At 68.9% G+C, this 25,256-nt stretch carries 23 protein-coding genes and 2 tRNA genes; 11 read left to right on the top strand and 14 right to left on the bottom strand.

Features of this window, described 5'->3' with window-relative positions; genetic code table 11:
* Nucleotides 1-80 precede the first annotated feature (80 nt).
* From KEG38_RS25120 to hemW, 6 genes are read right to left on the bottom strand one after another with little or no spacing between them, the layout of a single operon-like run.
* Entirely contained in the window at nt 81-989 is a 909-nt protein-coding gene (locus tag KEG38_RS25120) for a mevalonate kinase family protein (RefSeq protein ID WP_272422424.1), read from the bottom strand.
* Nucleotides 986-1,972, bottom strand: coding sequence for a diphosphomevalonate decarboxylase (gene mvaD / locus KEG38_RS25115; RefSeq protein WP_272422472.1), 987 nt, complete (start codon nt 1,970-1,972; stop codon nt 986-988). Before mvaD ends, KEG38_RS25120 begins: the two co-directional genes overlap by 4 nt.
* A complete protein-coding gene (mvk, locus tag KEG38_RS25110; protein WP_272422423.1) occupies nt 1,972-3,009 on the bottom strand; it encodes a mevalonate kinase in 1,038 nt (345 codons plus the stop codon). Before mvk ends, mvaD begins: the two co-directional genes overlap by 1 nt.
* The gene (locus tag KEG38_RS25105) at nt 3,006-4,109 is read right to left on the bottom strand and encodes a polyprenyl synthetase family protein (RefSeq protein WP_272422422.1); all 1,104 of its coding nucleotides are present in this window, start codon (nt 4,107-4,109) and stop codon (nt 3,006-3,008) included. The genes mvk and KEG38_RS25105 overlap by 4 nt, the downstream gene beginning before the upstream one ends.
* 53 nt (nt 4,110-4,162) lie before the next feature.
* Entirely contained in the window at nt 4,163-4,849 is a 687-nt protein-coding gene (locus KEG38_RS25100) for a tetratricopeptide repeat protein (RefSeq protein ID WP_272422421.1), read from the bottom strand.
* Nucleotides 4,850-4,854: 5 nt separating this feature from the next.
* Nucleotides 4,855-6,084, bottom strand: coding sequence for a radical SAM family heme chaperone HemW (gene hemW, locus KEG38_RS25095; protein ID WP_272422420.1), 1,230 nt, complete (start codon nt 6,082-6,084; stop codon nt 4,855-4,857).
* A 339-nt stretch (nt 6,085-6,423) separates the two neighbouring features.
* Between hemW and KEG38_RS25090 the strand changes: the two genes are divergently transcribed.
* On the top strand, nt 6,424-8,586 hold the full coding sequence (locus KEG38_RS25090) for a RelA/SpoT family protein (RefSeq protein ID WP_272422419.1): 2,163 nt from the start codon (nt 6,424-6,426) through the stop codon (nt 8,584-8,586).
* Nucleotides 8,587-8,646: 60 nt separating this feature from the next.
* Here the strand turns inward: KEG38_RS25090 and KEG38_RS25085 are convergent, their stop codons facing one another.
* Nucleotides 8,647-9,243, bottom strand: a complete 597-nt coding sequence (locus KEG38_RS25085) for a YkgJ family cysteine cluster protein (RefSeq protein ID WP_272422418.1) — start codon at nt 9,241-9,243, stop codon at nt 8,647-8,649.
* Between the two features lie 94 nt (nt 9,244-9,337).
* Here KEG38_RS25085 and amrB point away from each other — a divergent pair, with 94 nt between their 5' ends.
* The gene (gene amrB, locus KEG38_RS25080; RefSeq protein ID WP_272422417.1) at nt 9,338-10,576 is read left to right on the top strand and encodes an AmmeMemoRadiSam system protein B; all 1,239 of its coding nucleotides are present in this window, start codon (nt 9,338-9,340) and stop codon (nt 10,574-10,576) included.
* Between the two features lie 39 nt (nt 10,577-10,615).
* Here amrB and KEG38_RS25075 read toward each other — a convergent pair whose 3' ends face one another.
* Entirely contained in the window at nt 10,616-11,881 is a 1,266-nt protein-coding gene (locus KEG38_RS25075; protein ID WP_272422416.1) for an FHA domain-containing protein, read from the bottom strand.
* Between the two features lie 305 nt (nt 11,882-12,186).
* Here KEG38_RS25075 and KEG38_RS25070 point away from each other — a divergent pair.
* From KEG38_RS25070 to KEG38_RS25060, 3 genes are all read left to right on the top strand, one after another.
* Nucleotides 12,187-12,258 (top strand) — tRNA-Gly (locus KEG38_RS25070).
* A 31-nt stretch (nt 12,259-12,289) separates the two neighbouring features.
* Nucleotides 12,290-12,361 (top strand) — tRNA-Gly (locus KEG38_RS25065).
* Between the two features lie 123 nt (nt 12,362-12,484).
* The gene (locus KEG38_RS25060) at nt 12,485-13,651 is read left to right on the top strand and encodes an AAA family ATPase (RefSeq protein ID WP_272422415.1); all 1,167 of its coding nucleotides are present in this window, start codon (nt 12,485-12,487) and stop codon (nt 13,649-13,651) included.
* 9 nt (nt 13,652-13,660) lie between these two features.
* Here the strand turns inward: KEG38_RS25060 and KEG38_RS25055 are convergent, their stop codons facing one another.
* Nucleotides 13,661-14,644 carry a pseudouridine synthase gene (locus tag KEG38_RS25055; protein ID WP_272422414.1) on the bottom strand — a complete coding sequence of 328 codons (984 nt, stop codon included), beginning with the start codon at nt 14,642-14,644 and terminating at the stop codon, nt 13,661-13,663.
* A gap of 216 nt (nt 14,645-14,860) precedes the next feature.
* On the opposite strand from KEG38_RS25055, the gene KEG38_RS25050 reads away from it, so the two are divergent.
* Complete coding sequence (locus KEG38_RS25050) at nt 14,861-15,214, top strand: cupin domain-containing protein (protein ID WP_272422413.1); 354 nt, start codon at nt 14,861-14,863, stop codon at nt 15,212-15,214.
* A gap of 16 nt (nt 15,215-15,230) precedes the next feature.
* On the opposite strand, the gene KEG38_RS25045 is transcribed toward KEG38_RS25050, so the two are convergent.
* Together KEG38_RS25045 and KEG38_RS25040 are read right to left on the bottom strand one after the other, a co-directional pair.
* A complete protein-coding gene (locus tag KEG38_RS25045) occupies nt 15,231-16,103 on the bottom strand; it encodes a hypothetical protein (RefSeq protein WP_272422412.1) in 873 nt (290 codons plus the stop codon).
* Nucleotides 16,100-16,888, bottom strand: coding sequence for a hypothetical protein (locus tag KEG38_RS25040; protein WP_272422411.1), 789 nt, complete (start codon nt 16,886-16,888; stop codon nt 16,100-16,102). Before KEG38_RS25040 ends, KEG38_RS25045 begins: the two co-directional genes overlap by 4 nt.
* A 232-nt stretch (nt 16,889-17,120) precedes the next feature.
* Here KEG38_RS25040 and KEG38_RS25035 point away from each other — a divergent pair, with 232 nt between their 5' ends.
* The 5 genes from KEG38_RS25035 to KEG38_RS55605 all read left to right on the top strand — a co-directional run bounded on the left by KEG38_RS25035 (nt 17,121) and on the right by KEG38_RS55605 (nt 22,669).
* On the top strand, nt 17,121-17,312 hold the full coding sequence (locus tag KEG38_RS25035; protein WP_136918444.1) for a ribbon-helix-helix domain-containing protein: 192 nt from the start codon (nt 17,121-17,123) through the stop codon (nt 17,310-17,312).
* A 76-nt stretch (nt 17,313-17,388) separates the two neighbouring features.
* Nucleotides 17,389-19,191 carry a translation elongation factor 4 gene (lepA, locus tag KEG38_RS25030; RefSeq protein WP_272422410.1) on the top strand — a complete coding sequence of 601 codons (1,803 nt, stop codon included), beginning with the start codon at nt 17,389-17,391 and terminating at the stop codon, nt 19,189-19,191.
* A 49-nt stretch (nt 19,192-19,240) separates the two neighbouring features.
* The gene (locus KEG38_RS25025) at nt 19,241-19,852 is read left to right on the top strand and encodes a hypothetical protein (protein WP_272422409.1); all 612 of its coding nucleotides are present in this window, start codon (nt 19,241-19,243) and stop codon (nt 19,850-19,852) included.
* 94 nt (nt 19,853-19,946) lie between these two features.
* Nucleotides 19,947-21,392, top strand: a complete 1,446-nt coding sequence (locus tag KEG38_RS25020) for a M16 family metallopeptidase (RefSeq protein WP_272422408.1) — start codon at nt 19,947-19,949, stop codon at nt 21,390-21,392.
* Nucleotides 21,389-22,669, top strand: a complete 1,281-nt coding sequence (locus tag KEG38_RS55605) for a M16 family metallopeptidase (RefSeq protein ID WP_272422407.1) — start codon at nt 21,389-21,391, stop codon at nt 22,667-22,669. Before KEG38_RS25020 ends, KEG38_RS55605 begins: the two co-directional genes overlap by 4 nt.
* Nucleotides 22,670-22,708: 39 nt before the next feature.
* Here the strand turns inward: KEG38_RS55605 and KEG38_RS25010 are convergent, their stop codons facing one another.
* The 3 genes from KEG38_RS25010 to pyrR form a co-directional block, all read right to left on the bottom strand.
* Nucleotides 22,709-23,656, bottom strand: a complete 948-nt coding sequence (locus tag KEG38_RS25010) for an RNA polymerase sigma factor (RefSeq protein WP_272422406.1) — start codon at nt 23,654-23,656, stop codon at nt 22,709-22,711.
* A 100-nt stretch (nt 23,657-23,756) separates the two neighbouring features.
* On the bottom strand, nt 23,757-24,719 hold the full coding sequence (locus KEG38_RS25005; protein WP_272422405.1) for an aspartate carbamoyltransferase catalytic subunit: 963 nt from the start codon (nt 24,717-24,719) through the stop codon (nt 23,757-23,759).
* Nucleotides 24,716-25,255 (bottom strand): bifunctional pyr operon transcriptional regulator/uracil phosphoribosyltransferase PyrR, encoded by a 540-nt coding sequence (pyrR, locus tag KEG38_RS25000; protein ID WP_272422404.1) that lies wholly within the window; start codon nt 25,253-25,255, stop codon nt 24,716-24,718. Before pyrR ends, KEG38_RS25005 begins: the two co-directional genes overlap by 4 nt.
* Between the last annotated feature and the right edge of the window lies 1 nt (nt 25,256).

Raw genomic sequence — 25,256 nt, 5'->3', positions numbered from 1 at the left:
TCTGTGGAGACTCGGCGCAGCGAAGGTGATGAGGCGCGGGAGGATCGGTGGGAGAGGTCGCGGCGGCTCGCTCGGGTCGTTCAACCGACGGAGAGCCCGGGCGGGCCGATCCGCGTGTCCAGCGGCTCGAGATTCCGTGCGGCCGCGCGGGCGCGGAAGGCTGCGGACGAAGGCGCGCGGCCGACCCAGAGCGCGATGTCGCCGCCGCCGGCGCCGCTCGGCCCGAAGCTCGCGCCTTCAGCCTGCGCGAACGGACGCAGTTCGGCCACGTCTTCCACCACGATGGGAGCGCCGGCAGCACGACCGAGCTCGGCGAGGGCATCGATCTGCGCCGCGATCGCTTGCACGAACCCAGCAGCATCCTGCGCTTCGAGCGCGGCTTGCGCGCCGTCCGCGATCTCGTCGAGCAGGCGCCGATACGTCGCCGGATCCGTCGTGCGTAGGGCCTGAACCTTCTCGACGAGCGCGCCCGTCGAGGCTGCCGTGGGGCACGCGAAGACTTCGAGGACGACGCCTTCGGGTAGGTGGAACGGCATCACATCGAGCGCGTGATCCACCGCGATCCGGCACGCGACGATCCCACCGAACACGCTCGAAGCCACGTCGATGCCACTGCCGCGCGGCTGTGCTTTTCGGTGCGCGGCGAGCGCGAGCGGAAAGACCGCCTTCCGCAGCGCGGCCTCGTCCCCGATCGCCCTTGCGAGGACCGATCCGATCGAGGCGACGAGGATCGCCGCGCTCGAACCGAGCCCGAGCTTGCGTGTCGTTCCATCGAGCATCGGTGCGCGCAGGGCCGACGCATCGAACGCGGGCGCATGCCCGAGGACGCCTGCATCGATCGCCGCGTGCACCTCCTCCGTCACGAGCTCGCTCGTGCGGCTCGCGTCCGCCACCACGTACCGATCGACGGCCGCGACGAGCGCGGGCGCTCCTTCGAGGACGGCGTACGCCCCCGAGACCACGATCTTGCCGGGCGCCCGCGCGATCACGTTCGATCCAGGAGCCGCGCGCCTTCGCCCGGCGACGCCACGATCGTGCGTTTGACGCCCGGCACCTCCGCGAGCGCGGCCGTCACGCGCGGCTCGTCCTCCGGCGTCGTCAGAACTTTCACGTGGGGCCCCGCGTCGATCGTCGCGTACGCGACGAGCCCACGCGCCCTGAGCCTGCGTACCTCTTCGAGCGCCTCCACCGTGCCGCCGGTCCAGTAGAGCAGCCCCGGCCGTGCCGCGATGCTCGTCGCGTGCATGGCGAGCGCGCTTTCCTCGGCCGCGACGCCAAGCGCTTCGAGATCCCGCCGCAAGATCGCCTCGCGCACGCGCGCGCAGAGCGCGGGCGCGGACTCGACCCACGCCGGAAAATACGGGCTCGTACGAACCGTGTGCTCCATGCCGTCCGTCGAGCCCACGGCCTTCGGCCCTTCCCGCGTCACGGCCACGACGACACGCAGCGGCAAATGCTCCGGCGGCGCGATCGGGATCGCCGCGAGATCACCCTCGCCGGGGCTGCCCACCGGCAGCTCCACGAACCCGCCGAACGCCGAGCGCGCCGCGGACACCGAGCTCCGCCGCGCGAGATCACTCACCCGCGCCGGATCCGTATCGAGCCCCGCCGCGCCGAGCGCCGCGAGCGCGAGCGCCGAAAAGCCTGACGCACTCGACGCGAGCCCCGAGGCCGTGGGGAAATCGTTCCCGCTCTCGACGCGCGCCCGCGCCGTGATCCCCGACGCGCGACGCACCCGATCGAGGAGTTTTACGACCCGGCCGTACGCGACCTCGCCTGCCGGCGCGCCGCCGAGCAGGAACGTGTCCTCCGCGAGCGCCGGATCGAACGTCACGGTCGTCGTCGTGGCCATGCCCGCGAGCGTCACCGAGAGGCTCGGGACCGCGGGCTGATTCACGCCGTCCGCTCGTTTGCCCCAGTATTTCGCCAGCGCGATGTTCGGATGCGCCGTCGCTTTCGCAGCGCGTATCATCACGACAAACCTCCTTCGGCACCTAGCGTCTCCGCGCGCCTTCCCGCGCCGATCCGCGCGCAAAACCCTTCGTAGTGGCCCTCGGCGCTCCGCCAGGCGTCGAGGATCCGCGCGGCGCTCTCGGCCTCGCGTTCTTCGTCCCTCGTGCCGTCGCTCCGGAACGACGGCGGCACGAGCGCGATCACGCACCCGCCTCCGCCGCCGCCCGTGAGCTTCGCGCCGAGCGCGCCCGCCGACCGCGCGAGTGCGCAGAGCTCCTCGATCTCGCTCGTCGAGACGAACAGACCGGAGAGCACGAGCTGGTTCATGTTCATGAGATCGCCGAGCGCGCGCTGATCGCCGGCCTCGATGGCGAGCACGGCGTTGCCGACAATCGACGTCACCGCATCGATCGAGCGCTTCACGAGCGCGGGATCCTTCGTGTGTTGCGAGGCGATGAGCTCGACCGTCGTCCGCGTCGACGAGGGATGCCCCGTGGATCCCACGCACAAGACGAGATCCTGGCGCGGCGTGATCGGCCGCGCGCCCTCCGCCCGCGTGAACCGGAAGATGCCGCCTCGGGCCGCGGCCGTCGCGTCGATCCCGGAGGGGTTGCCGTGAAAGATCCGCTCCCATGCAGCCGCGCGCGCGAGCACGCGGGCCTCGATCGCCGCATCTTCCTCGGGCCTGGCTTCGTCCCCGCGCACGAGCGTCTCCGCCGCGCGCGCGATCGACACGGCCAGCGCAGCCGAGCTGCCCAGGCCTCCGCCCGGCGGCAGATCACACCGCGCCTCGACGCGCACGGGCGGGATCGCGGGAGCGACCTCCAGCAGCGCGGCGAACGCTCGCCCGAGATCGTTCGAGGACGAAGCATCCGCGACGACCGATCCGTCTCCGAGCTTCAACGTGCTCGGCCCGCCCGGCAGGCGCGTCACGACGGCGCGCGCCCCGCGATCGAGGCCGGCTGCGATCGCGGGCGATCCGTACACGACCGCGTGCTCGCCGAACAGGATCACCTTCCCCGACGCGGATCCCTCGGCGCTCCCCTTGCCCGTCACGATCGCGCCTCCGGCGCTGCCGGACGCACCCGCAGCGCGTCCACCACGCCGACGAGGATCGAGCGCGCCGCGGCCGACACCGGCATCGACGCGAGCTCCTTCGCAGCGGCCTCGCAGAGCGCTTGCTGCCGCTCCTCCACGGCTCGACGCGCGCCGGACGTCACGAGCGCCCGCGTCGCCGCCGCGATCGCCGCCGCGTCCGCGTCCGCGCGCCCGTGCGCTCGCGAAAGCGCGCGACGCTCCTCCTCGTTCGCCAGCCGCTCGGCCTCGGCCACGAGGCTCGTGCGTTTGCCCGCCACGATGTCGTTTCCCACGGGTTTGCCCGTCTCCGCGTGATCGCCGAACGTCCCGATGAGGTCGTCGCGGAGCTGGAACGCGACCCCGAGCGGCGCGGCGAAGCGCGCGAGCGCGGCGTGGAGCGCCGGCGATCCGCCCGCGAGCGCCGCCCCGATGCTGAGCGGCCCGCGCATCGTGTAGCTGCCGGTCTTGAGGTCGTGCATCGCCTCCACGTCCTCGGCCTTGCCGAGCACGTCCATCTGCTGGCCGAGCACCACGTCCTCGTGGATCCGCATGAACACCTGCATCACCTCGAGCCGCCGCTCCGCCGAGAGTCCCGTGATCGACAGGAGCGTCTCCACCGCGAGCCCCCACGTCATGTCGCTCGCGAGAATCGCCGCCGTCGCGCCGATGTGCTCGCCGCCGAGCTCCTTGGCGAGCGCCGCGTGCACGCTTGGGCCGCCGCGCCGCGTGGGATCTCCATCCATCCAGTCGTCCTGGATGAGCAGATAGCTCTGCAGGAGCTCGAACGAGACGCCTGCGTCGATCGCCGGCTCGAGCGTGCGTTCGCCACCACCGGCGGCGATCCAGCCGGCGGCGATGAGCCCCGCGCGCACGCGTTTGCCGCCGCGCAGCGAGAGGTCCCGCGCCGCTTCGAGCATCGCGGCGATCGCGGGCCCGTACGTACGCGCCCGCGTGATCTTCTCATCGAACCGCACGGCGATGCGGCGCTCGATCTCGGGCTTGATCTGCTTGAGCAGCGCGAGGAACGCGTTCCCGTTCGTGACGGGCTCGGCCGTCGCCGAGGAGAGGCCTTGGTTCATAGGGCGCGCGAGCGTAGGAGCCGCGCACGGGTCGGTCAAATGGCCCCGGCGCATCATCGCCCGCGTCGCGCATGACGCGCGAGCGCTCTGCGAAGCGGGCCACGATCACGAGCGTCCGCCGTCACCGGATCGAGCTCTGCGAGCAGCACTACGAGCGCTCGCGAGCGAGCTCGCGCTTCCTTGTGCGCCACGGTGTCGCTGCGGGCCTCGGCGAGCGCCTCCATCCGCCGGCTCGTCGCAAGCGCGGCCGGCAACGCGGAGAGCGCCACGTACGTCGCGTACAGATTCTCGAGCGCGACGACATGGTCCGGCGTGAACGAGAGCGCCGCCTCGAAGTCCGCGGCGGCTTCCCGCAGCCTCCCGAGGTGCCTGCGTAATTTCCCGCGCGCCGCGTGTCCCTCTGCGAAGCCGGCGACGCGCTCGAGCCCCGTGGCATACACACGCTCCGCCTCCACCACGTCGCCCGTGGCCTCGTGTTGCGCCGCGAGCGCGAGGTACGCCGGTCCGTACGTGGGATCGAACGAGATCGCTTCGAGCAGCCGCCGCGTCGCGGCCGCGCCGTCTCCACGCGCTGCGTGCGCCGTACCTTGCCGCACGAGCTCCGCGGCTTGCTTCGTCGCCCAGCTCGTCCCCTCATCCTGCCCGCGCGCCTCTCCGGCGAGCGCGACGACGAGCGCTGCGCATCCGAGCGTGCTTACGCGGCGTCGCGTGCGAACGACGGCGAAAGGCGTCCAATGCATGGACCTCAAAACAATTCGGCCGCAATGCCGTCGGCGAGGACCCACGCGTCCCGGGGCACGCGGATCGTCCCTCCCTCGATCGTGAGCTTTCCTCGCTGCACGAGCCGCTCGGCTGCCTGCTTGCGTGCATGCGTCCACGCCTCAGCGCCGACCTCTGCCGCCGAGCGTTCGAGGTCGAACCCTTCCCGCAGCCTGAGGCCCAGCATGATCCGCTCACGCAGCCGCGTCTCCGGATCGAGCGGCTCCTCGCTCTCGACCTCGGCCTCGCCCGCGAGCGCCGTCCGCATGTACCGCGCTGGATCGATCGCGTTGCGGTACCGCAGAGCAAACCCCTCGCGCACGCCCGCTCCCTTTCCGCTCACCGTGCCGAACGCCGCGCAGCCGAGGCCCACGTAGTCGTGCCCGCGCCAGTAGCCGAGGTTGTGCCGCGCCTCGTGCCCCTCACGCGCGTAGTTCGAGATCTCGTAGTGCCGGAGCCCCGCCGCGCCGAGGGCCTCCTCGATCGCGAAAAACGTCTCGGCCACGCCGTCCTCGTTCGCGATCGGCAGGCGCCCTCGCCGCGACAGCTCGCCGAACTGCGTCCCCGGCTCGATCGTCAGGCTGTACGCCGACACGTGCGTCACGCCCGTCTCCGCCACGCGCCGCGCCTCCGCGGCCGCCTCGCTCGGCGACTGCTCCTGCGTGGGCCCGCCCGCGAGGTACTTCGGACCGGCCTCCTTCGCCGGCACGGCCACGCCGTAGATGAGATCCGCGCTCACCCGCGGCACGCCTGCCCGGAGCGCCGCCCGCACCGCTTCGAGGCCTCCGTCTGCGTCGTGCAGCCGCCCCAGGAAACGCAGCCGCTCCGGCTCGAGCCCCTGCACGCCCACGCTGAGCCGGTTCACGCCCACGTCGACGAGCGCCCGCGCCCGATCCTCGTCGAGCGAGCTCGGGTTGCACTCGACCGTCACCTCGACATCGTCCACCGCGCGCCCTGCCGCCGCTGCGCGGATCCCCGCGAGCACCCGCCCGAGCGCCCCTGGCGCCCAGAGGGATGGCGTACCTCCGCCGAAGAACACCGTCGTGAGCGTCCGTCCCTCGAACGCCCCGGCTCGAAGATCGAGCTCGGCGAGGATGGCGTCGGCGTAACGCTCGTGTTCGATTCCGTCCCGTTCCTTTGCGAAGGAAACGAAATCGCAATAAGGGCACTTTTTCAGGCACCACGGGAAGTGGACATAGACGCCGATCGGCTCCATGGATTTCTACGTGTGTGGAGGTCTCTGGGGCTCCCGGGTGTCACGGGAGAACGCGGGCGGTGGGACGCTCGTCGAACGGGGGACGAAGGACACGCCTCGTCCCCGAAGGCCACGATGACCCCTTGGGCGTTCCCGCGCCCGTGCGCAAGTTGGTGTGAGGTCGTTCGTGCAGGAAAGGTCGAGGAGGTTTCCGCATCTGCCCGCTGGACAGCCGTGCCCACGGGCGCTCGAAGACGGAAGAAGCGGAGCGCGTGAGCCATGGTCAGCCAATTGCCGGGCGAAACACGGGGTGTTAGCTTGAACGTTCAGGACGGTGCCCAGGCACCATCCGCACAACGTATGTTGACGTCTAAGGAGCTGATCGAGCGGATCCAGGCGTATCAGCCTGGGGCCGACGTCGAGCTCATCGCCCGCGCTTACGACTACGCCGCCGAAGCGCACAAGGGCCAGATGCGTAAGAGCGGCGACCCTTACTTCTCGCACCCGGTCTCGGTCGCCGGCATCATCATCGAGCTCAAGCTCGACGTGGCCAGCGTCGTTGCGGGTCTGCTTCACGACGTCGTCGAGGACACCCTCGCGACGCTCTCGGACATCGAGCGCGAGTTCGGGCAGGAGGTGGCGTTCCTCGTCGACGGCGTGACGAAGCTGTCGAAGATCAACTTCGCCTCGAAGGAAGACCGGCAAGCCGAGAACTTCCGGAAGATGCTGGTCGCCATGGCGCGCGACATCCGCGTGCTCTTGGTGAAGCTCTGCGACCGCCTCGACAACATGCGGACGCTCGAGCACATGAAGCCCGAGGCGCAGGACCGCATTGCCCGCGAGACGATGGAGATCTACGCGCCGCTCGCGAACCGGCTCGGCATCGCACGGTTCAAGAGCGAGCTCGAGGACCTCGCCTTCAAGTACCTCGAGCCCGAGGCCTACGCCGACCTCTCGCAGAAGGTGCTCGGCACGAAGGCCGAGCGCGACAAGTACATCACCGACGTCTCGAAGATCCTCGCGGGCAAGCTCGCCGAGCAGGGCTTCGCCGCCGACGTGACCGGTCGCGCGAAACACAACTACTCGATCTGGCGGAAGATGCAGTCGCAGCAGTGCGACTTCGATCAGGTCTACGACGTGATCGCCTTCCGTGTGCTCGTCGAGACGGTGGCCGAGTGTTACGCGACGCTCGGCGTCATCCACTCGCAGTACACGCCGGTGCCCGGCCGCTTCAAAGACTACGTCGCGCTGCCGAAGCCGAACATGTACCAGTCGCTGCACACGACGGTCATCGGTCCGGGCCGCGAGCGCATCGAGGTGCAGATCCGGACGCACGAGATGCACCGCGTCGCGGAGCAAGGCATCGCCGCGCACTGGAAGTACAAGGAGCGCCATTCGGGCGGGCTCGACCCGAAGGACGCGGCGCGCTTCGGCTGGCTGCGCCAGCTCATGGAGTGGCAGAAGGAGCTCAAGGACCCGCACGAGTTCCTCGACAGCGTGAAGGTCGACCTCTTCCAGGACGAGGTCTACGTCTTCACGCCGAAGGGCGACGTGCGCGTCTTCCCGCGCAACGCGACGCCGATCGACTTCGCCTACGCGATCCACAGCGAGGTCGGCGATCACTGCTCGGGCGCGCGCGTGAACGGCGCGATCGTGCCGCTCCGCTACAAGCTCCGGAACGGCGACGTCGTCGAGGTAATGACGAACCCGAGCCAGCAGCCGAGCAAGGACTGGATCGACTACGTCACGACGAGCCGCGCACGCTCGCGCATCCGCAGCCACCTGCGCGCCGATCAGCGCGAGCGCTCGCTCAAGCTCGGTCGCGAGCTCCTGGAGAAGGAGTTCCACCAGCGAGCGATCAGCATGGCGCGCCTCACGAAGAACGAGGCGGAGGTGCGCAAGCTGTGCGAGCACTTCAACGCACAGACCTTCGACGAGCTCCTGATCGGCGTCGGCTACGGCAAGCACAGCCCGAAGGCGATCATCGAGTTCCTCGCGCCGCCGCAAGGCAACCAGGAGTCGCTGCCGCCGCCGTCGCTCAAGGAGAGCCGCATCGAGTCGCTCGTCCGCAAGGTGACGGGGCGCGACAACCACGGCATCCGGCTGAACGGCATCGACGACGTGCTCGTTCGCTACACGAAGTGTTGCAACCCCCTGCCGGGGGACGAGATCGTCGGTTTCATCACGCGCGGCCGCGGCATCACCGTGCACCGCCGCAACTGCCCGAAGGCGCTCGACACCGATCCGGAGCGCCGCGTGGAGATCTCGTGGGACGCGCGGGCGAAGATCAACCGTCCGGTGCAGCTCCGCGTGATGACGGCGAACCGGCCCGGCATCCTCGCCACGGTCGGCCAGACGTTCCACGAGCAGGGCATCAACATCAGCGAAGCGACGTGCCGCGCCGGCGACGACGGCCGCGCGACGAACACGTTTACCTTTCTGTGCTCGGATCTCGCGCAGCTCAAAGGCGTCATCCGGCAGCTCCAGCGCATCCCGGGCGTGATGGCCGTCGAGCGGACGTAGCCTGGTTGAGGGGGGCCCGAGAGCCCCCTCAAAACTCCCCGATGGCCACGTGGGGTCTCGTCAGCGCCGACGACGCGGGCCGGGCCCCGAGCTCGCGCCTGCACCCGCGAGCGCGCGCGTGAGCGGACGACCGAGGTCCCCCTCGGGCGCATGCCGCGCCGCGAGATCCTTGATGCGACGAACGAAGGCGTTGATGGCGCGTTGATCGACGCCGGCCGGCGAGGTCGCGCGCTCGCACCAGTAGGTGCGGCATCCGAACGGACGCGACGTGTAGATCGCGCAGCGTCCGTTCTCGTCGAGCATCGGGCAGACGCGCTCGTCGACGGTGGTGAGGCGACGCTTGCCGCGCGAGGTGTCCTCGCTGCTCGCGAGCGGAGGAGGCGTGCGGCCGAGCGCGCGCGCACCACCTCGCGCCGCGATGGCGCGTTGCACGAGGGCGAGCTCGATCGACGTGACGTACGGCTCGCGCCCCGTGACGCCGAAGCGGCAGCACTCGGTGGACGCAGGGCACGACTGCCCCGCGAAGGACGCGTCGACCTCGCGGTAGATCATCGCGAGCTCGTCGAGCAGACCCGCGAGCGCGCGCCGCTCATCGTCCTTCGTGGTGTTCGGGTGAATCGATGCGTGCGAACGATCGGGCGACTTCGTGCGAGACATGGAGCGATCGCCCGCAGCATACGCCACCTCCGCACTGTTCCAACGCGTGGCTCACTTTGCGTGCTGCGTGCGAGCGCTATCCTGCGCGGTGACCATGCCCAAACCGCACGCGCATCCGCGACTGCGGCCGATCGAGGCCATCTTCGTTCCGCACCCGACGTTCGGTAAAGCGCTCATGCTCCGCGACGGCGAGGGCATCGCGCCGAGCTCGGTTGCGATTCGCGGAGACCTCGCCCCGATCGTCTCGTGCATGGACGGCACGAGCTCGCTCGACGGCATCGCACGCCGCGCGAGCCGCACCATCGGCCGCATGATCGACGTCGCGATCGTCTCGCGCCTCGTGGCTGAGCTCGACGAGGCCTACATGCTCGAGACGCCACGCTTCCAGGCGAGGCGACGCGAGGTCGTGGCCGCGTTCGCCGCGGCGAGCGAGCGGCCCGCGCACCATGCGGGCGGCGCTTACCATCGAGATCCCGAGGAGCTCGCTCGTTACATCGAGGAGGCATGTCTCGCGAAGGCGCCACGCGGCAACGGCGCCTCGCACGGCCGCCTCGTCGGGCTCTGCGCGCCGCACATGGACCTCTGGCGAGCGGCTGAAGGCTACGGCCACGCGTACGGCGCGCTCGCCGAGGCGCTACCTCCCGAGGTGGACACGTTCTTCCTGCTCGGCACGTCACACGCGCCGATGCGCCAGCCCTTCGCCGTCTGCGACAAACGTTTCGCCACGCCGCTCGGCGCGCTCGAGCCCGACCACGATGCGCTCGCGTTCCTCGCGGCGCACAGCCGCTTCGACGTGCGCGAGGACGAGTACCTGCACAAGGGCGAGCATTCGTTGGAGTTGCAAGTGATTTTCCTGCGCCACCTGCTCGGCGATCGTCCCGCGCGGATCGTGCCCGTGCTCTGCGGCCTCGGCGATGCGCAGGCGAGGGGACGTGATCCACGCGAGGACGCGCGGGCCGAGTCGTTCCTCGCGGCGCTCGCCGAGCTCGTGGAGCGACGCGGCGCGCGCGCCTTCCTGATCGCGGGCGCCGATCTCGCGCACGTCGGCCCGCGCTTCGGCGATCCGCGCCCGCTCGACGCTGCCGAGCGCGACGCGCTCCAGGCTCGTGACGCGGAGTCCATCCGCCTCATGGTGGAGCACGACGCGAGCGGGTTCTTTTCGCAGGTCGCTGAGGATCTCGACACGAGGCGCGTCTGTGGCCTCGGCCCGATCTACACGGCGCTCCGGGCGTTGCCGGGGTCCGCGGCGGGACGGCTCTTGCACTACACGCAGTGCGTCGATCCCGTGGAGGGATCGATCGTCAGCCACGCGTCCTTGACGTTCGTCTCCTGAAGGGCCGTGTCCCAGCACGGCCCTCTCGTCGAACGAGGACTAACTCCGCGAGAACTTGCGCCGCGCGATGTCGAGGCCGAGGCGCTCGGCTTCGCGGTAGATCGCCTGGCGCGACATGCCGAGCGAACGCGCGGCTGACGCGACGGAGCCGTTCGCACGCGCGAGCGCATCTTCGAGACGTGCGCGGGCGAGCGAAGGATCCGTGGCGGGGGGCAGCGAGGGCTTCGTACGGCTCGCCCTCGCGAGCGACGACGCGATCGACGACGGAAGGATCGCACCGTCGGAGCCCGCGACCTCGGCCGCGGAGACGAGCGTCGCTTCGAGCTGCGGCACGCCGCCCGGCCAACCCGCGCGTACGAGCGACTCGAGCAGCTCAGGCGTGATGCGCGAGAGCTCGATGCCACGGCGCTCCGCGATGTCCTGCACGATCGCCGCGATGTCCTCGCGTCGATGCTCGAGCGGCGTGATCGTGACGCGCTTGCCCGAGAAGAGCGAAGCGAACCACGGCGCGAGCTTGCCGTCGCCGACCGCGCGATCGAGCGGCTGCCCGACCGTCGCGATGACCGACACGCCGCTCGTGCGGCCGACCGCGTGCGCGATCTCGAGCTGCTGCGGGCGCGGCAGCCGATCCGCATCGAGCACGACCCACGTCATCGGGCGAATGCCTGCCGGGATCGTCGGCTTGCCTTCGGCGCGCCCGTCCACCGTGACGATGTCGCCCACGCCTTCGCGCACGGCGGCGGCGAGCTTCGCCATCGTGCGCTTGCCCGTGCCGGGACCGCCCTCGATGCACACGCACGAGCCGCCCTTCACGAGATCGAGGATCGGATCGATCCAGTCCTTGCGCTGCCGCGGGCCGTGAACGAGCGGGCCCGTGCGCATGATCGCGCCGCCGTACGCGCTGAGATCACGCTCGACGAACACGCCGATCCGGCTGCCGAGACGCACCACGTCGCCGTGGCTCAGACCGATGCGACGCGCGCGCACGCCGTCGACGAACGTGCCGTCGGGCGTGCCGAGATCCTCGACGTAGCAACCATCCGCGCGAACGCTGACCTTCGCGTGCTCGGGCGCGATGCCCGCGCCGTCGACATGCGCGTCGCGCGACGCGCTGCCGATCACCGCGCCGTCGGTGAGCGTGATCGGCGCGAGCTCGCCGTTGAAACCGACGAGCACGAGCCCCCAGCCGCTGCCGTCTCGCCGACCCTTCGCGAAGACGCCCGACCGGTGTTCTTTCTGTGCTTGGCTGACCGCCTCCGTGTTCGAAGCGGAGTTGATACGCAAAGCAGCTTGCTGTTCGTTCATGTTTCCCCCCATCCCTACGGAGCACGCGACGGTGCCCCATCCGCCTGTGCTGCAACCCCCAACGGCCGACTCTCCGGCCAGGCCGTCCGATGCAACGGTTGAAGAAGATACTCTTGGAATTCAAAGAGGCAACTGTCTGGGGCGCAGGGCTTGACAGTTTCCAAAGTGCCGAGTAGGAATGGCCTCGCTGCTGACGAGGCACGCCTCGGTACGCAGTAGGGCCCTCGTCGGGGACCTCCCGAGTGAATCGGGAAAAACCCGAACGGCCCTTCGGCATCGTCCCCTTGAAGGCGATGACGAAGTTTGCGGGAGTAACTCAGTGGTAGAGTGCAACCTTGCCAAGGTTGACGTCGCGGGTTCAAATCCCGTCTCCCGCTCTGAAAATTAGCAGTTCCTTCGCAGCACCCTGCGGGAGTAACTCAGTGGTAGAGTGCAACCTTGCCAAGGTTGACGTCGCGGGTTCAAATCCCGTCTCCCGCTCCGCAACGTAGAGAAACACAAAGGCCGGCCGCGCGAACATGAACGCGGCCGGCCTTCGTGTTTCGAAGGCTCAGGGCACAAACGCGGCCGGCCCGCGCCCCGTTGTGATACGCCTCCTCGGCGATGCCGCCCGCGCCTCTTCACGAGCGACTCCGACAGCTCGCGAGCACCCTCGAACGACAGTTCCTCGGCAAGGACGAGATCATCCGGCTCCTGATGATCTCGGTCGTCGCCGGCGAGCACTGCGTGCTCCTCGGTCCGCCCGGCACGGCCAAGAGCGCCCTCATCCGCTCGCTCTCGGAGCTGATGCAGGCGAACTACTTCGAGTACCTGCTCACGCGCTTCACCGAGCCAAACGAAATTTTCGGTCCCGTCGACATCGTCGCCTTCCGCGAAGGCACCTACCGCCGCAACACGCAGGGCATGCTGCCCGAGGCGGAGGTCGTCTTCCTCGACGAGGTCTTCAAGGCGAACAGCGCGATCCTGAACGCCCTGCTCACGCTGCTCAACGAGCGCAAATTCACGAGCGGCGGCAAGGTGATGCGCTGCCCGCTCATCAGCGTCTTCGCCGCCTCGAACGAGGTGCCCGGCGACGAGACGCTGAACGCGATCTTCGACCGCTTCCTCCTGCGCGTCCACTCGGACAACCTCGACGCGTACCACTTCAGCGAGCTTCTACAGCGCGGCATCCAGCACGAGATCCGGCAGATGTCCGGCGAGCCGCTGCGCCCCGTCGTCACCGCCCGCGAGCTCGCCGATCTCGGCAAGAGCTTCGGCGGCCGGATGAATTTTTCCGACGCGTTCCTCTCGGCCTACAAGGGCATCGTCTTCCAGATCCGCGCCGAGGGGATTTCGCTCTCGGATCGTCGCGTCGTGAAGATGCTCAAGCTCTTCGCCGCAAGCGCCTACCTCGACGGGCGCAACACCACCGACGCGAGCGACTTCTTCGTCCTCAAGCACATCTGGAACAACCAGGACCAGGCCGCGATCCTCGAAGGCATCGTGCAGCCCGTGCTCGAAGCGTTCTTCCGCGAGCACCCCGATCGACGTCGTGTCGGCGCGCTCGGCGTGGGCGTCGACGCGCTCGCCGCCGAGATCGATCGCATCCGCCAGCTCCTCACCGGCGGCACCGCCCTCGGCGACGTGCAGCTCTTCAGCCAGCTCAAGGCCCTCGGCGAGATCAAGACCGCGCTCGCCGGGATTACCGATCCGCGCGCGCGCGAGCTCGAGAAGCGCGTCGCGCAGCTCCTCGAAGCCTCGTTCCGCAGCGGTCGCTTCGCGCAGATCTGACGCGCCGCCTCAGGTGGGCCGCTTGCGCTCGCGCGGCGGTCCGCTCGTGCCCCGCTCGCGCGGCGGCCCGCTCGTCCCACGTTCACGCCGATCCGCAGGCCGCGCGCGTCGCTCCTCGTGCCCGCCTTCCCGCGACGCGTACCCTGCCCGCGGGCGTTCGCCACGCTCGCCGCGCTCGCCTCGATCGCGCGGCGCCGCGCCGACGTGCGCCCGCGGCCTCTGCTGCTTCGCGCGTTGCGCCGGCATCTGATCCACGGCCGGGCGCACGCGCTTCGGCACGCCGAACTCTTTTCGGATGGCGAGCAGCTCGTCGACCGTCAGGAGCCGCCACTTCCCCGGCAAGAGCCCCTCGGAGGTCACGCCGGCAAAACTCAGCCGCGCGAGTCGCATCACGGGGAAGCCCGTCGCCTCGCCCATGCGGCGGATCTGCTGGTTTCGCCCTTCGCGCAGGGTGATCTCGAGCCAGGTCTTGTCGCCCTCGTGTCGCAGGATGCGCACGTCCGCAGGCAGCGTCTTGCCGTCTTCGAGCTCGACGCCCGTGCGCCACACGTCGGCGTCGCCTTCATCCATCACGCCTCTCACTTTGAGGACGTACGTCTTGGGCACGCCGCCGCGCGGATGAAGCAGGCCGTTCGAGAACTCGCCGTCGTTCGTCATCAAGAGGACGCCGCTCGTCGCGAAGTCGAGGCGGCCGACGGGATACACACGCGCCCCCGCGCCACGCACGTGATCCGCGACCGTGGGCCGACCTTCGGGATCATGGAGCGTCGACACGACGTTCCGCGGCTTGTGCAGCACGAGGTAGACCGGCGACTCCGCGGTGAGCCGCTTGCCATCGACCTCGATCTTGTCGCGGCGCGGGTCGGCCTTGGCCCCGAGTTCCGTCACGACGCGCCCGTTCACCCGGACCCGCCCTGCCGTGACCAACTCCTCCGCTGCGCGCCGGGAGCTCACCCCCGAACGGGCGATGATCTTCTGCAACCGCTCTTCCATCCGCCGACAATGCCTCCAGCCCGCTTCGCTCCAAACCCGTTCGACGCTCGGGGCTCCGGTTTGCCTGACGGCGCCCTTCGCCCCGAACTTCGTCGACGCTCGGGGCTCCGGTTTGCCTGACGGCGCCCTTCGCCCCGAACTTCGTCGACGTTCGGGGCTCCGGTTTGCCTGACGGCGCCCTTCGCCCCGAACCCCAGCTCGTGATAAGCACGCTCCATGCGCCGCGTCGACAAGCCGTGGGGACACGAGCTCATCTGGGCGGAGACGTCCCGTTACGTGGGCAAGTTGCTCCACATCCGGGCAGGCGAGCGTCTGTCCCGTCAATACCACCGGGTCAAGGAAGAGACACTCTTTCTCCAGTCGGGCGAGATGGACCTCGAAGTGGGTCCGAAGGAATCGCTCGAACGTCGCCGCATGGTGAAGGGCGACGTCTTCCACGTCCTGCCCGGGACGATCCACCGCATGATCGCCGTCACCGACGTGGACGTGATCGAAGTGTCCACGCCCGAGCTCGACGACGTCGTCCGCATTGAAGACGTCTACGGCCGCGAAGGAACGAACGCTCCCTGAGCGTGTCCCCGTCGCGCTAGGGCTTCTTCTTCTCGCCCTTGTCGGTCTTCGCGTCGGCCTTCTTGTCGGCTTTGCCGTCGTCCTTCTTCTCGGCCTTCTCGTCCTTCTTCTCGGCCGGCGCGGGTGAGCCTTTGGGCTCGCCTTCGCCCTCGTCGCCGTCCTTGTCGGCGTCGCGCTTCTCGGCCGCGCGCTTCTTCGCCGCCTCTTCTTCTTCTTTCTTTCGCTCGGCCTCCTCGGCACGGCGGCGCACCTCCGTGTCGTGGTCCCAGCGATCGACCCGCTCGTCGCCGTCGAGGTCCACGCCCATGCGTTCGAGCTTGCCCTCGCGGTAGACCTCCCAGACATCGGGCTTGCCGTCGCGGTTCTGGTCGCGCTTGATGCGCGAGAGCTTCCCGTCCGAGTAGGACTTCCACTCGTCGGGCTTGCCGTCGCGATCGTTGTCGAACTCGACCTCCGCGAGCTTGCCGCGCGAGAACGTGATCCACGTGTCGATGCGGCCGTCGTAGTTCGTGTCGCTCTCCTCGTGCAGGCTCTCGCCCTTGTCGTTGTAGCGACGCACGACGTCCTTCACGCCGTCGAAGTTCGTGTCGATCTCGCGGCAGACGAGGATCTTCTTCTGCGACTCGCCCATGCCGACGAGCAAAAAGACGCGGCGGACGTTTGGCTTGAGCGAGCCGGGCCCCGCGATCTCACTCGCTTCCCGATCCTTCCGGCCCTTCCAGTCGCACATCGAACGATCGTCGACCTTGTAGGCCGGACCTTTGAGCGGAGCGCGCTTCGGCGTGGTCTCGCCGGTGAACGCGTTCGTCGTGGTCGCGGGCGTGCTCGCGCACGCCGTGAGCGCGAGGAGAGAGCCGGCGAGTGTCCACACGATCACGCGGCTCGTCATCGAGGGCTCGTTCCGCCGGGCTGCGGTGCGGTGGGCGCGCCCCCCTGAAGCACCGGGGTGGGCACCGTCGGAAGCGGCGCCGCGCCCGAGGGACGGGGCGCAGGGGCCTGCGGCTTCGGCATCGTGGCCTGCTTCGCGCGGGCCTCGGCGCAGAGGTCGAGCACCGTCTCGGGATCGGGTTTGCCGTCGACGTTGCGATCGGTCGCGACGAGTGCGCAGCGATCGTCGCTGGGATCGTTGAAGGCCCACCACTGATCGACGAGCCCGTCGCCGTCCGAGTCGCGCTCGCGCCGGACGAGACGGCCGCCTTCGTAGTAGTCCCAGGTGTCGAGCTTGTCGTCGAAGTTGGTCTCGCGTTCCTTCAGGAACACGGCGCCGTCGCGCGAGCTCACGATCTCGTCGGCGCGGCCGTCTCTATCGTAGTCCGACTCGCGGCGGCGTTCGCGGCCTGCAGGGTCGTAGTAGACGAAGACGTCGATCGCGCCGTCGAAGTTGAGGTCGAGGATGCGGCAGACCTCGCGTCCCGCGCCGTCGGGCACACGCGTCATGTCGGGCTTGCCGTCGCCGTTCACGTCGAAGCGCTGCGCGTTCGCTGCGGTCATGTCGCAGGCCTCGTGCTTCACCTCGGTGTCACGCTCGGCGCCCGTGGGAAGGGTGGGCGGCGGGCCGCCCGGATCGGCCGAGGTGCATGCGGTCGCGCCGATCGCTGGCAGCGACGTGAGGAGGGCCGCGACGCCGAGCGAGCGCGCCCAGCGGCCAGGGCATGGAAAGCGGCGAGATTCCAAGCGTTCGAGGCGAGTCTAGACGCACCGCGACGTCTTCCGCAAGGCGAGCGGCAGGCGGATGCCTTGCTCGTGCTCATGCTACTGACGTGCGTTTCCGGAGACTCCCGAGTCTTCCTGATTGACAACACACGTACCGGCATCTAGGGTAACGCCTTGTCAGTATCCCTCAGAGTCCTGGGGGCGTGCCGTCCGCATGCGGTGGGCGACGCGAAGAGCGCAGGGCCGGCGTGACATGTCGCGAAAGAAAGTCTCGACGACCATCTACATCACGCCCGAGCAGGCCGAGCGCCTGAAGCTCTTGCACGACCGGACGAAGGTGCCGATCGCGGTCTACATCCGCGAGGGGATCGACATGGTCCTCAAGCACTACGAGCACGTGCTTCCGGGACAGATGAGCCTGGAGACGACGGTCCAGAAGAAGTAACCGCCGCAAGCCGTGGCTTTCGCCCGCGCGACGCGCTAGGAGCACGCGGCCGTCGTCTTGCCGGCCTCACGGAAGTATGCCCGCCGATCCCAAGCTCATCCGCAACTTCTCCATCATCGCGCACATCGATCACGGCAAAAGCACGCTGGCCGACCGCATCCTGGAGACCACCGGCGCCCTGTCGGAGCGCGAGAAACAAGACCAATTCCTCGACAAGATGGAGATCGAGCGCGAGCGCGGAATCACCATCAAGGCGCAGAACGTGCGGCTCGAGTACGCCGCCAGCGACGGCCAGAAGTACCGGCTGCACCTCATCGACACGCCCGGACACGTGGACTTCAACTACGAGGTCTCACGTAGCCTCTCGGCCTGCGAGGGCGCGCTGCTCGTCGTGGACGCCTCCCAGGGGGTCGAGGCGCAGACGCTCGCCAACGTCTTCCTCGCGCTCGACAACAACCTCGAGATCATCCCCGTCCTGAACAAGATCGATCTGCCCTCGGCGGACGTCGACCGCACGAAGCGCGAGATCGAGGACGTCATCGGCCTCGATTGCGCGAACGCGATCCTGGCGAGCGCGAAGACCGGCATCGGCATCAAGGACATCCTCGAGGCCGTCGTGGCGCGCGTGCCGCCGCCGAAGGGCGACGCGCAAGTCACGCCCCGCGCGCTGATCTTCGATAGCTGGTACGACAGCTACCGCGGCGCGGTCGTCATGATCCGCGTGGTCGAGGGCACGCTGCGCAAGGGCCAGAAGGTGCGGTTCCTCGCGACGGGGCGCGACTACGAGATCACCGAGATGGGCGTGTTCGCACCGCACGCGACGCCCATCACCGAGCTCGGCCCGGGCGAAGTCGGGTTCATCGCGGGCAACATCAAGAGCGTCACCGACACGAAGATCGGCGACACGGTGACGGACGCGGTCCACCCGACCACGGTCGCGCTGCCCGGCTTCAAAGAGGTGAAGCCGATGGTCTTCGCGGGCATCTTCCCCACGGATTCGGCTCAGTACGAGGACCTGCGCGACGCCCTGTCGAAGCTCCAGATGAACGACGCGGCGTTCGTCTACGAGCCCGACACGTCCGAGGCGCTCGGCTTCGGCTTCCGCTGCGGCTTCCTCGGCCTGCTCCACATGGAGATCATCCAGGAGCGGCTCGAGCGCGAGTACAACCTCGACCTCATCACCACGGCGCCGAGCGTCGTGTACCACGTGTACATGAACACCGGGGAGATGAAGCCCATCGAGAACCCGGCGCGCTTGCCCCCGACGCAGCACGTCGACCATCTCGAGGAGCCGATCTACCGTGTGACCATCCACGTGCCCTCGTCGTACGTGGGCGCAGTGCTCGCGCTCTGTCAGGACCGGCGCGGCGAGCAGAAGTCGCTGCAGTACGCCTCGTCCGACCGCGTGATCATCACGTACGACATGCCCCTCAGCGAGGTGCTCTTCGACTTCCACGACAAGCTGAAGAGCGTCTCCCGCGGCTACGCCTCGATGGACTACGAGCTCGTCGGCTACAGGCCCGCCGACCTCGTGAAGCTCGACATGCTGGTGAACGGTGACCCGCTCGACGCCCTGAGCGTCATCGTCCACAAGGAGAAGGCGTTCCAGCGTGGGCGCGATCTCGCCGTGAAGCTGAAGGACATCGTGCCGCGCCAGCAGTACGAGGTGGCCATCCAGGCGGCCATCGGCTCGAAGGTGATCGCCCGGACGACCGTGAAGGCGATGCGCAAGGACGTCACGGCCAAGTGCTACGGCGGCGACATCTCCCGCAAGCGCAAGCTCCTCGAGAAGCAAAAAGAGGGCAAGAAGCGCATGAAGATGGTCGGCAGCGTCGAGATCCCCCAGGAGGCGTTCCTGGCGATCCTCAAGGTCGACTGAAGCGCGCGCCCTCTACCGTCCGCGCCCGAGCCTTCGTATAAGGCGCGACATGTCGGTCGCTCGACGCGCTCTCCCGCTCTGCCTCCCGCTCCTCCTCGCGCTCGCTGCCTGCGACGAACCGGTCTCGACGAAGGGCGCGGCGCCCTCGGCCGCGCCGCCGCCCACCGCAGCCGAGCCGCAGCCCTCCGCGACGACGCCGCCTCCACCGGCGAAGGCGAAGATCGAGATGCCGCCGCGGCCTGTGCCTCTTGGCTCGGCGGGCCCGATCCAGCCGAGCGCGCCGCCGGATCAGCAGATGATGGCGATTCAGTACACGATCGCGATGGTCACGCCGCGCGGCACCGACCCCATCGTCGACAAGGACTACGTCGACCGCATCGTGAAGAAGCTCGAAGCCGCGGTGCGCACGGCCGACAAGGGCAAGACGCCGCCGAACCCAGTGAAGCCGAACAAGGGCAACCGCAAGCTCGAGGTCGACATGGGCAAGGGGTGCAACGAGCGCGTGCCGGAGAACCTGCTCCACCAGCGGGCAGGCTCGTCGTTGAAAGAGGCCTACGAGGCTGGCGTGCTCGTCATCTCTTGCCACGACGACAAGTGGGAGTGTCATCAGTCGACGCGCATCCCCGAAGACGTGTTGTGCCACGCCGCGCCGCGCCGCTGAGCCACGTCCGCCCCTGACGAGCGAGCCCGCATCCTCCGCACCACGTGGGGCCTAGCCGCGCTTCTATGCGCGATGTGGTAAGGGAGAGCGGCAAATGCATACGGCCCTCCCGAATCTTCGCTCGCGCGTACGGAAAGGTCCTTACGCCGAGCTCCTCGCCGAGCTCAACCGCAACCGGACCCGGCTCGCAGAGGCCGAGCACGACGCGACCATCTCGTTCGGCCCGACGATGCGCGTCGAACGTTTCGTTCTGGGCAACGGCCTCAGGGTCCTGATCCTGCAGGACAACGCGGCGCCCGTCGTCTGCGTGCAGACGTGGTTCGGCGTCGGATCGCGGCACGAGCGCGTCGGCAAGACGGGCATCGCCCATCTCTTCGAGCACCTCATGTTCGGCGAGACCGAGACCTCGGCCCACGGCGCGTACGATCGCACCCTCGAAGAGGCGGGCGCCGAGACGAACGCCGCGACGTTCCTGGACTGGACGTACTACCACACGAACCTGCCCGCCGAGGCGCTCGAGCTCACGTTGCGGCTCGAAGCAGACCGGATGTCACGCCTCGTGTTGCGTGATCCGCAAGTGGCGAGCGAGAAGGAGGTCGTCGCGAACGAGCGTCGGCAACGTGTCGACGACGACGTGGACGGCGCGATCAGCGAGATCCTCTACAAGGAGGCGTTTCGCGAGCACGGCTACGGGCACCCGACGATCGGGTGGATGGACGACATCCTCGGCTTCACGACCGACGACTGCGTCTCGTTCTATCGGACGTATTACGCGCCGAACAACGCGGCGATGGCGATCGTCGGCGACGTCGACATCGGGCAGGTGCTGCGGCTCGTGCAGGACAACTACGGCGGCCTGCCGTCCTCGGTTTTGCCGGTCGAGGACGTGCGCCCCGAGCCTCCGCAGATCGAGGAGCGCCGCATCCGCATCACCAAGCCGACGCCGACGCACAAGGTAGCGATCGGGTACAAATCGCCGGCGCTCGGGGACTTCGATCATCCGGCGCTCACGCTCCTGAACGAGGTCCTGTTCGGCGGGCGCTCGTCGCGGGTGCATCGCGCGCTCATCCAGGAGCAGGAGATCGCCACCGACGTGCGCGGCTGGGTGGGCGCGTTCCGGGATCCATCGCTGTACGACGTCTTCTTGTCGGCCCGCGGCGAGCACACGGCGGAGGCGCTCTGCGCAGCGCTCGACGTGCTCCTCGATCGGGTTCGCACCGAGCCGGTGACCGAGGAGGAGCTCGAAAAGGCGAAGGCGCGCGTCGAGCTCGCGGTGCTGCAGGGGCTCGAGACGGTGAGCGGCAAGGCCGAGCAGATCGGGTTTTACGAGGTCGTGCTGGGCGATCCGGCGGCGCTCTTCGATCGGCTCTCGGCGTACCGCAGGGTCACCGTGGGGGATCTCCTCCGCGTGGCGCGCCGGTACCTCGGGCGCTCGTCGAGGACGGTCATCGAGGTCGCGCCCGACGGATCGATGGAGAGCGACGAGATGGACGACGAAGAGACGGACGGCGAGGGGAGCGAAGAGGAGGTGGCGTCGTGACGCACGTCATTGTCGAGCCGAGTCCCGCGTTGCCTCTCGTCAGCGTCGTCGTCGCGTTCCGGTCGGGCTCGGCGCACGACCCCGTGGGCCGCGAAGGGCTCGGGCGCATCACGGCCCGCATGCTCCGCCGCGGCGCCGAAGGTTGGAGCTCGGAGAAGATCGAGCAGACGATCGACCTCCTCGGCGGCGAGCTCGGCGTGGACGTCTCGCCGAGCGCGAGCACGGTGCACTTCGAGGTGATCCGGCGTTCGCTCGATCCGTTCGTGGACCTCGCGTCGACGCTGCTCGCGCGGCCCTCGTTCGACGAGGCCGAGCTCGCTCGGCTGAAGCGGGAAGCCGAGGCCGAGCTCATCGAGTCGCGCGACAGCGACGGCACCTTGTGCGCCCGCGCCTTCCGCCGGACGCTCTTCGCCGGTCATCCGTACGGCCGCCGCGTCGCCGGTTGCATCCCCGCGTTGCGTGCGATCGAGCGCGCCGACGTGGTGTCGTTCTACGGAGCGCACTACGCGCGGGAGAATGCGATCGTCACGATCTCCGGGGACGTCGACGTCGAGGAAGGTCACGCGATCGCGGAGCGCCTGCTCTCCGGACTTCCGGTCGGCGCGAGTGTCCCGGATCCCGTGCAGCCGCCGCCGCGCAGGCCCGGCCGTCGGCTCGTCTTCGTCGACAAACCCGAGCGAACCCAGACGCAAATGATCGTCGGAGGGCTCGGGACGCACCCGAACGACCCCGACCATGTGGCGCTCCTCGTGGCGAACACCGCGTTCGGCGGGACGTTCACCTCGCGGCTCATGCAGGAGGTGCGGGCGAAGCGCGGCTGGTCGTACGGCGCGTCCTCGCGCGTTGGCTTCGATCGGCAGAGGGACGCGTTCACGATGTGGACGGCGCCCAAGGCCTCGGATGCCTCGGCTTGCCTCGCCTTGAAGCTCGAGCTCTTGCACACGCTCCGCAAGGACGGGATCACGAAGGACGAGCTTTCGTTCGTGAAGAAGTACCTCGTCCGTTCGCACGCCTTCGAGGTCGATACGGCGAGGAAACGGGCCTACCAGAAGCTCGAAGCCGCGCTCTACGACTTGCCCGAGGGCTACCATGACAAGCAGCTCGAGCAGATCGAGGGCGTCACGCTGGACGAGGCGAACGCCGCGATCCGCGAGCGTCTGTCGGAAGACGATCTCGTGGTCTCGGTCGTGGGGACCTTTTCGCAGATCGGCGACGCCGTCGCGAAGTCCGTCCCGCGGCTGCTGGAGACCCAGGTCGATCCGTTTGACCTCGAATGACCTGCCGCGCGGGGATGGGGGGGACGCGCGCCTCTCGCCTCACGGCGGGAACATGGCCATGGGGTAGGACACCTCCCGCGGAGCGATGGCGCAGGGATACATGATCGGCTGCTTGCGCCGACGTGAGCCGCGTGCCGCGCTGGGCGGTCGATGCACATACGCGAGCAGCACTTCGCGCACGCGGAGCAGATCCTTCGGCCGCAGGGGGCGCGGCGTCGACACGGCGAGGCTCGACGCGGCGAGCGCGCGCCCTCGCCGGAGCACCTCTGCGCGCGCGAGCTTCAACCGAGCGTAAGCAGTCTTGAGCGGGATTCCGAGCTTCTCGGCGATCTCCGGCATCGACTGCTCCTCGAGGTCGTGCAGGACGAGGATTTCGCGGAGCTTTGGGCGCATCCGACCGATGAGCTCGCGGGCGAGCGCCTGCTCCTCGCCCTCCAGGAGCGCGGATTCGGCTGCGAGAGTGTCGCTCATCGGCTCCGGCGGCTGCTCGGCCACGAGCGGCTCCATGCGGTGCCTCGCGAGCTTCCGATAGTTCGTCGCGAGCTGCATCGCGATGACGAACAGCCACGGGCGCGCCGAGCTTGCCGCGTCGTGATCCTCGATCCGCCGCAGGGCGACCGAGAAGACCTCCTGCGCGATGTCGTCGGCGTCGCGTGCGGGCACTCCATATCGCTCGACGGTGCGCAGGACGAACTGCCATTCGCGCGCATAGAGCTGCTGGAACACTTCATCCCGCGGAGGCAGGACCCCGGAGATGAGCTCCTCCGCGAACGGATAACGAACGGGGGGGTGCGAAGGATCGTGAGGGACGACGTCGGCCGACGGAGGAGGGATGACGTCGGGACACCACGTGGATGGAGACGACGTCGGCGTCGACGGGAAGGAAGCGCCACGGCGCTTGCCTTCTGCAAGGGTTTTATTGGACGAACCTGCGCATGAAGCTCGTTTCCCGCGGGTGTTGCGGGGACGCTCGTCGGCTTTCTTCATGATTCACCGCCCCGAGGCACGGCCTGCGCGCTCGACGTCGCCCGCGCCTCTCGAACGGTTTGTCCTGCGGGTGGCAGGGAGCGTCAATGGTCATCCGCGCTCAAGCGCCCGCGATCGGCTCTCCCTCGGCCTCCGTCGCGAGCATCCACAGGACCGCCATCCGCACAGCGACGCCCGCTTCCACCTGATCGAGAATGACGCTGCGTGAGCCATCTGCCACGGCGGGGTCGATCTCCACGCCTCGGTTCATCGGCCCGGGATGCATCACGATCGCGTCGGGCGCTGCGAGCGCGAGTCGCGCCTCGTTGAGGCCGAACTTCCTGCTGTACTCGCGGGTGCTCGGCAAGAACGTGCCCGCGAGGCGCTCGCGCTGGACGCGGAGCATCATCACCACGTCGGCCCCTTCGAGCGCGGGCTCGAGTCGATCGTGCACCTCCGCGCCGAGCGTCTCGGCCGCGGGTGGCAGCAGCGTGCGAGGGCCCGCGAAGCGCACCGTGGCGCCCATCGTTCGCAGGAGAAGCGCGTTCGAGCGCGCGACACGGCTGTGCAGGACGTCGCCGCAGATGGCTACGACGAGGCCTTCGAGTCGGCCCTTGCGACGTCGGATCGTGAACGCGTCGAGCAGCGCTTGCGTGGGGTGCTCGTGCGTCCCGTCGCCCGCGTTGACCACGGCGGCCTTCGTGCGTGCTGCCACGTAGTGCGGCGCGCCCGACGCTTGATGCCGGATCACGAGGACGTCCGGGCACATCGCCTCGAGGTTCTTCACCGTGTCGAGGAGCGTCTCGCCCTTGACCGCGCTCGACGTCGACACGCTGATGTTGATGACGTCCGCTGAGAGCCTCTTGCCTGCGAGCTCGAACGAGGTCCGTGTGCGTGTCGAAGGCTCGTAGAAGAGGTTGATCACCGTCTTGCCGCGGAGCGTCGGCACCTTCCGGACGCTGCGCCGCGAGACGTCGAAGAAGCTCTCCGCGGCTTCCAGGATCGAGTGGATCTCGGCCCTCTCCAGGGCCTCGATCCCGAGCAGGTGGCGGTGCGGATATCGCGCGCGTGGTGTCGTCGTCACGTTCCCCCCAGGGTGGATGTGTCCTCGATGGTGGCCCACGCGCCGTCGTCCTTCTGCGTGACCTCGATCCGCTGTCCGGGGCCGAGCTCCACGCGACGCACGGTGTAGTCCGGGTGGATGGGCAGCTCGCGGCCGCCGCGGTCGACGAGCACGCAGAGCTCGATGCGACGCGGGCGGCCGTAGTCGAGCACGGCGTCGAGCGCCGCGCGGATGGTGCGGCCCGTGTAGATGACGTCGTCGACGAGCACGACGCGCTTGCCGCGCACCTCGAACGGGATGCGGCTCGGGCCGATCTTGGGGTTCGGCAGGGCCGTCGCGGCGTCGTCGCGGTAGAGGGTGATGTCGATGGAGCCCGTCGGCGGGGCTTCACCTTCGAGCTCGCGGAGCAGCGCGGCGAGCCTCTCCGCGAGGGGCTCTCCGCCGCGCCGAATGCCGACCAGCGCGAGGTCACGGACGCCGCCGTGCTCGGCGATCTCGCCAGCGACGCGGCGGAGGCCTCGGGCCACAGCGACCGGATCGAGGAGGACTTCGGACATG

This window comes from Polyangium jinanense, assembly GCF_028435265.1.
Taxonomy (GTDB): Bacteria; Myxococcota_A; Polyangia; order Polyangiales; family Polyangiaceae; genus Polyangium; species Polyangium jinanense.
The sequence above is the reverse complement of the archived record's forward strand: the minus strand, read 5'-3'. Positions and strand labels throughout refer to the sequence as shown.

Excerpts from the sequence above, each read along its gene's own strand:
- mvaD (WP_272422472.1), bottom strand. The coding sequence starts at position 1,972 with ATGATACGCGCTGCGAAAGCGACGGCGCATCCGAACATCGCGCTGGCG.
- KEG38_RS25105 (WP_272422422.1), bottom strand. The coding sequence starts at position 4,109 with ATGAACCAAGGCCTCTCCTCGGCGACGGCCGAGCCCGTCACGAACGGG.
- KEG38_RS25100 (WP_272422421.1), bottom strand. The coding sequence starts at position 4,849 with ATGCATTGGACGCCTTTCGCCGTCGTTCGCACGCGACGCCGCGTAAGC.
- hemW (WP_272422420.1), bottom strand. The coding sequence starts at position 6,084 with ATGGAGCCGATCGGCGTCTATGTCCACTTCCCGTGGTGCCTGAAAAAG.
- KEG38_RS25090 (WP_272422419.1), top strand. The coding sequence starts at position 6,424 with ATGTTGACGTCTAAGGAGCTGATCGAGCGGATCCAGGCGTATCAGCCT.
- KEG38_RS25085 (WP_272422418.1), bottom strand. The coding sequence starts at position 9,243 with ATGTCTCGCACGAAGTCGCCCGATCGTTCGCACGCATCGATTCACCCG.
- amrB (WP_272422417.1), top strand. The coding sequence starts at position 9,338 with ATGCCCAAACCGCACGCGCATCCGCGACTGCGGCCGATCGAGGCCATC.
- KEG38_RS25075 (WP_272422416.1), bottom strand. The coding sequence starts at position 11,881 with ATGAACGAACAGCAAGCTGCTTTGCGTATCAACTCCGCTTCGAACACG.
- KEG38_RS25060 (WP_272422415.1), top strand. The coding sequence starts at position 12,485 with ATGCCGCCCGCGCCTCTTCACGAGCGACTCCGACAGCTCGCGAGCACC.
- KEG38_RS25055 (WP_272422414.1), bottom strand. The coding sequence starts at position 14,644 with ATGGAAGAGCGGTTGCAGAAGATCATCGCCCGTTCGGGGGTGAGCTCC.
- KEG38_RS25050 (WP_272422413.1), top strand. The coding sequence starts at position 14,861 with ATGCGCCGCGTCGACAAGCCGTGGGGACACGAGCTCATCTGGGCGGAG.
- KEG38_RS25045 (WP_272422412.1), bottom strand. The coding sequence starts at position 16,103 with ATGACGAGCCGCGTGATCGTGTGGACACTCGCCGGCTCTCTCCTCGCG.
- KEG38_RS25035 (WP_136918444.1), top strand. The coding sequence starts at position 17,121 with ATGTCGCGAAAGAAAGTCTCGACGACCATCTACATCACGCCCGAGCAG.
- lepA (WP_272422410.1), top strand. The coding sequence starts at position 17,389 with ATGCCCGCCGATCCCAAGCTCATCCGCAACTTCTCCATCATCGCGCAC.
- KEG38_RS25025 (WP_272422409.1), top strand. The coding sequence starts at position 19,241 with ATGTCGGTCGCTCGACGCGCTCTCCCGCTCTGCCTCCCGCTCCTCCTC.
- KEG38_RS25020 (WP_272422408.1), top strand. The coding sequence starts at position 19,947 with ATGCATACGGCCCTCCCGAATCTTCGCTCGCGCGTACGGAAAGGTCCT.
- KEG38_RS25010 (WP_272422406.1), bottom strand. The coding sequence starts at position 23,656 with ATGAAGAAAGCCGACGAGCGTCCCCGCAACACCCGCGGGAAACGAGCT.
- pyrR (WP_272422404.1), bottom strand. The coding sequence starts at position 25,255 with ATGTCCGAAGTCCTCCTCGATCCGGTCGCTGTGGCCCGAGGCCTCCGC.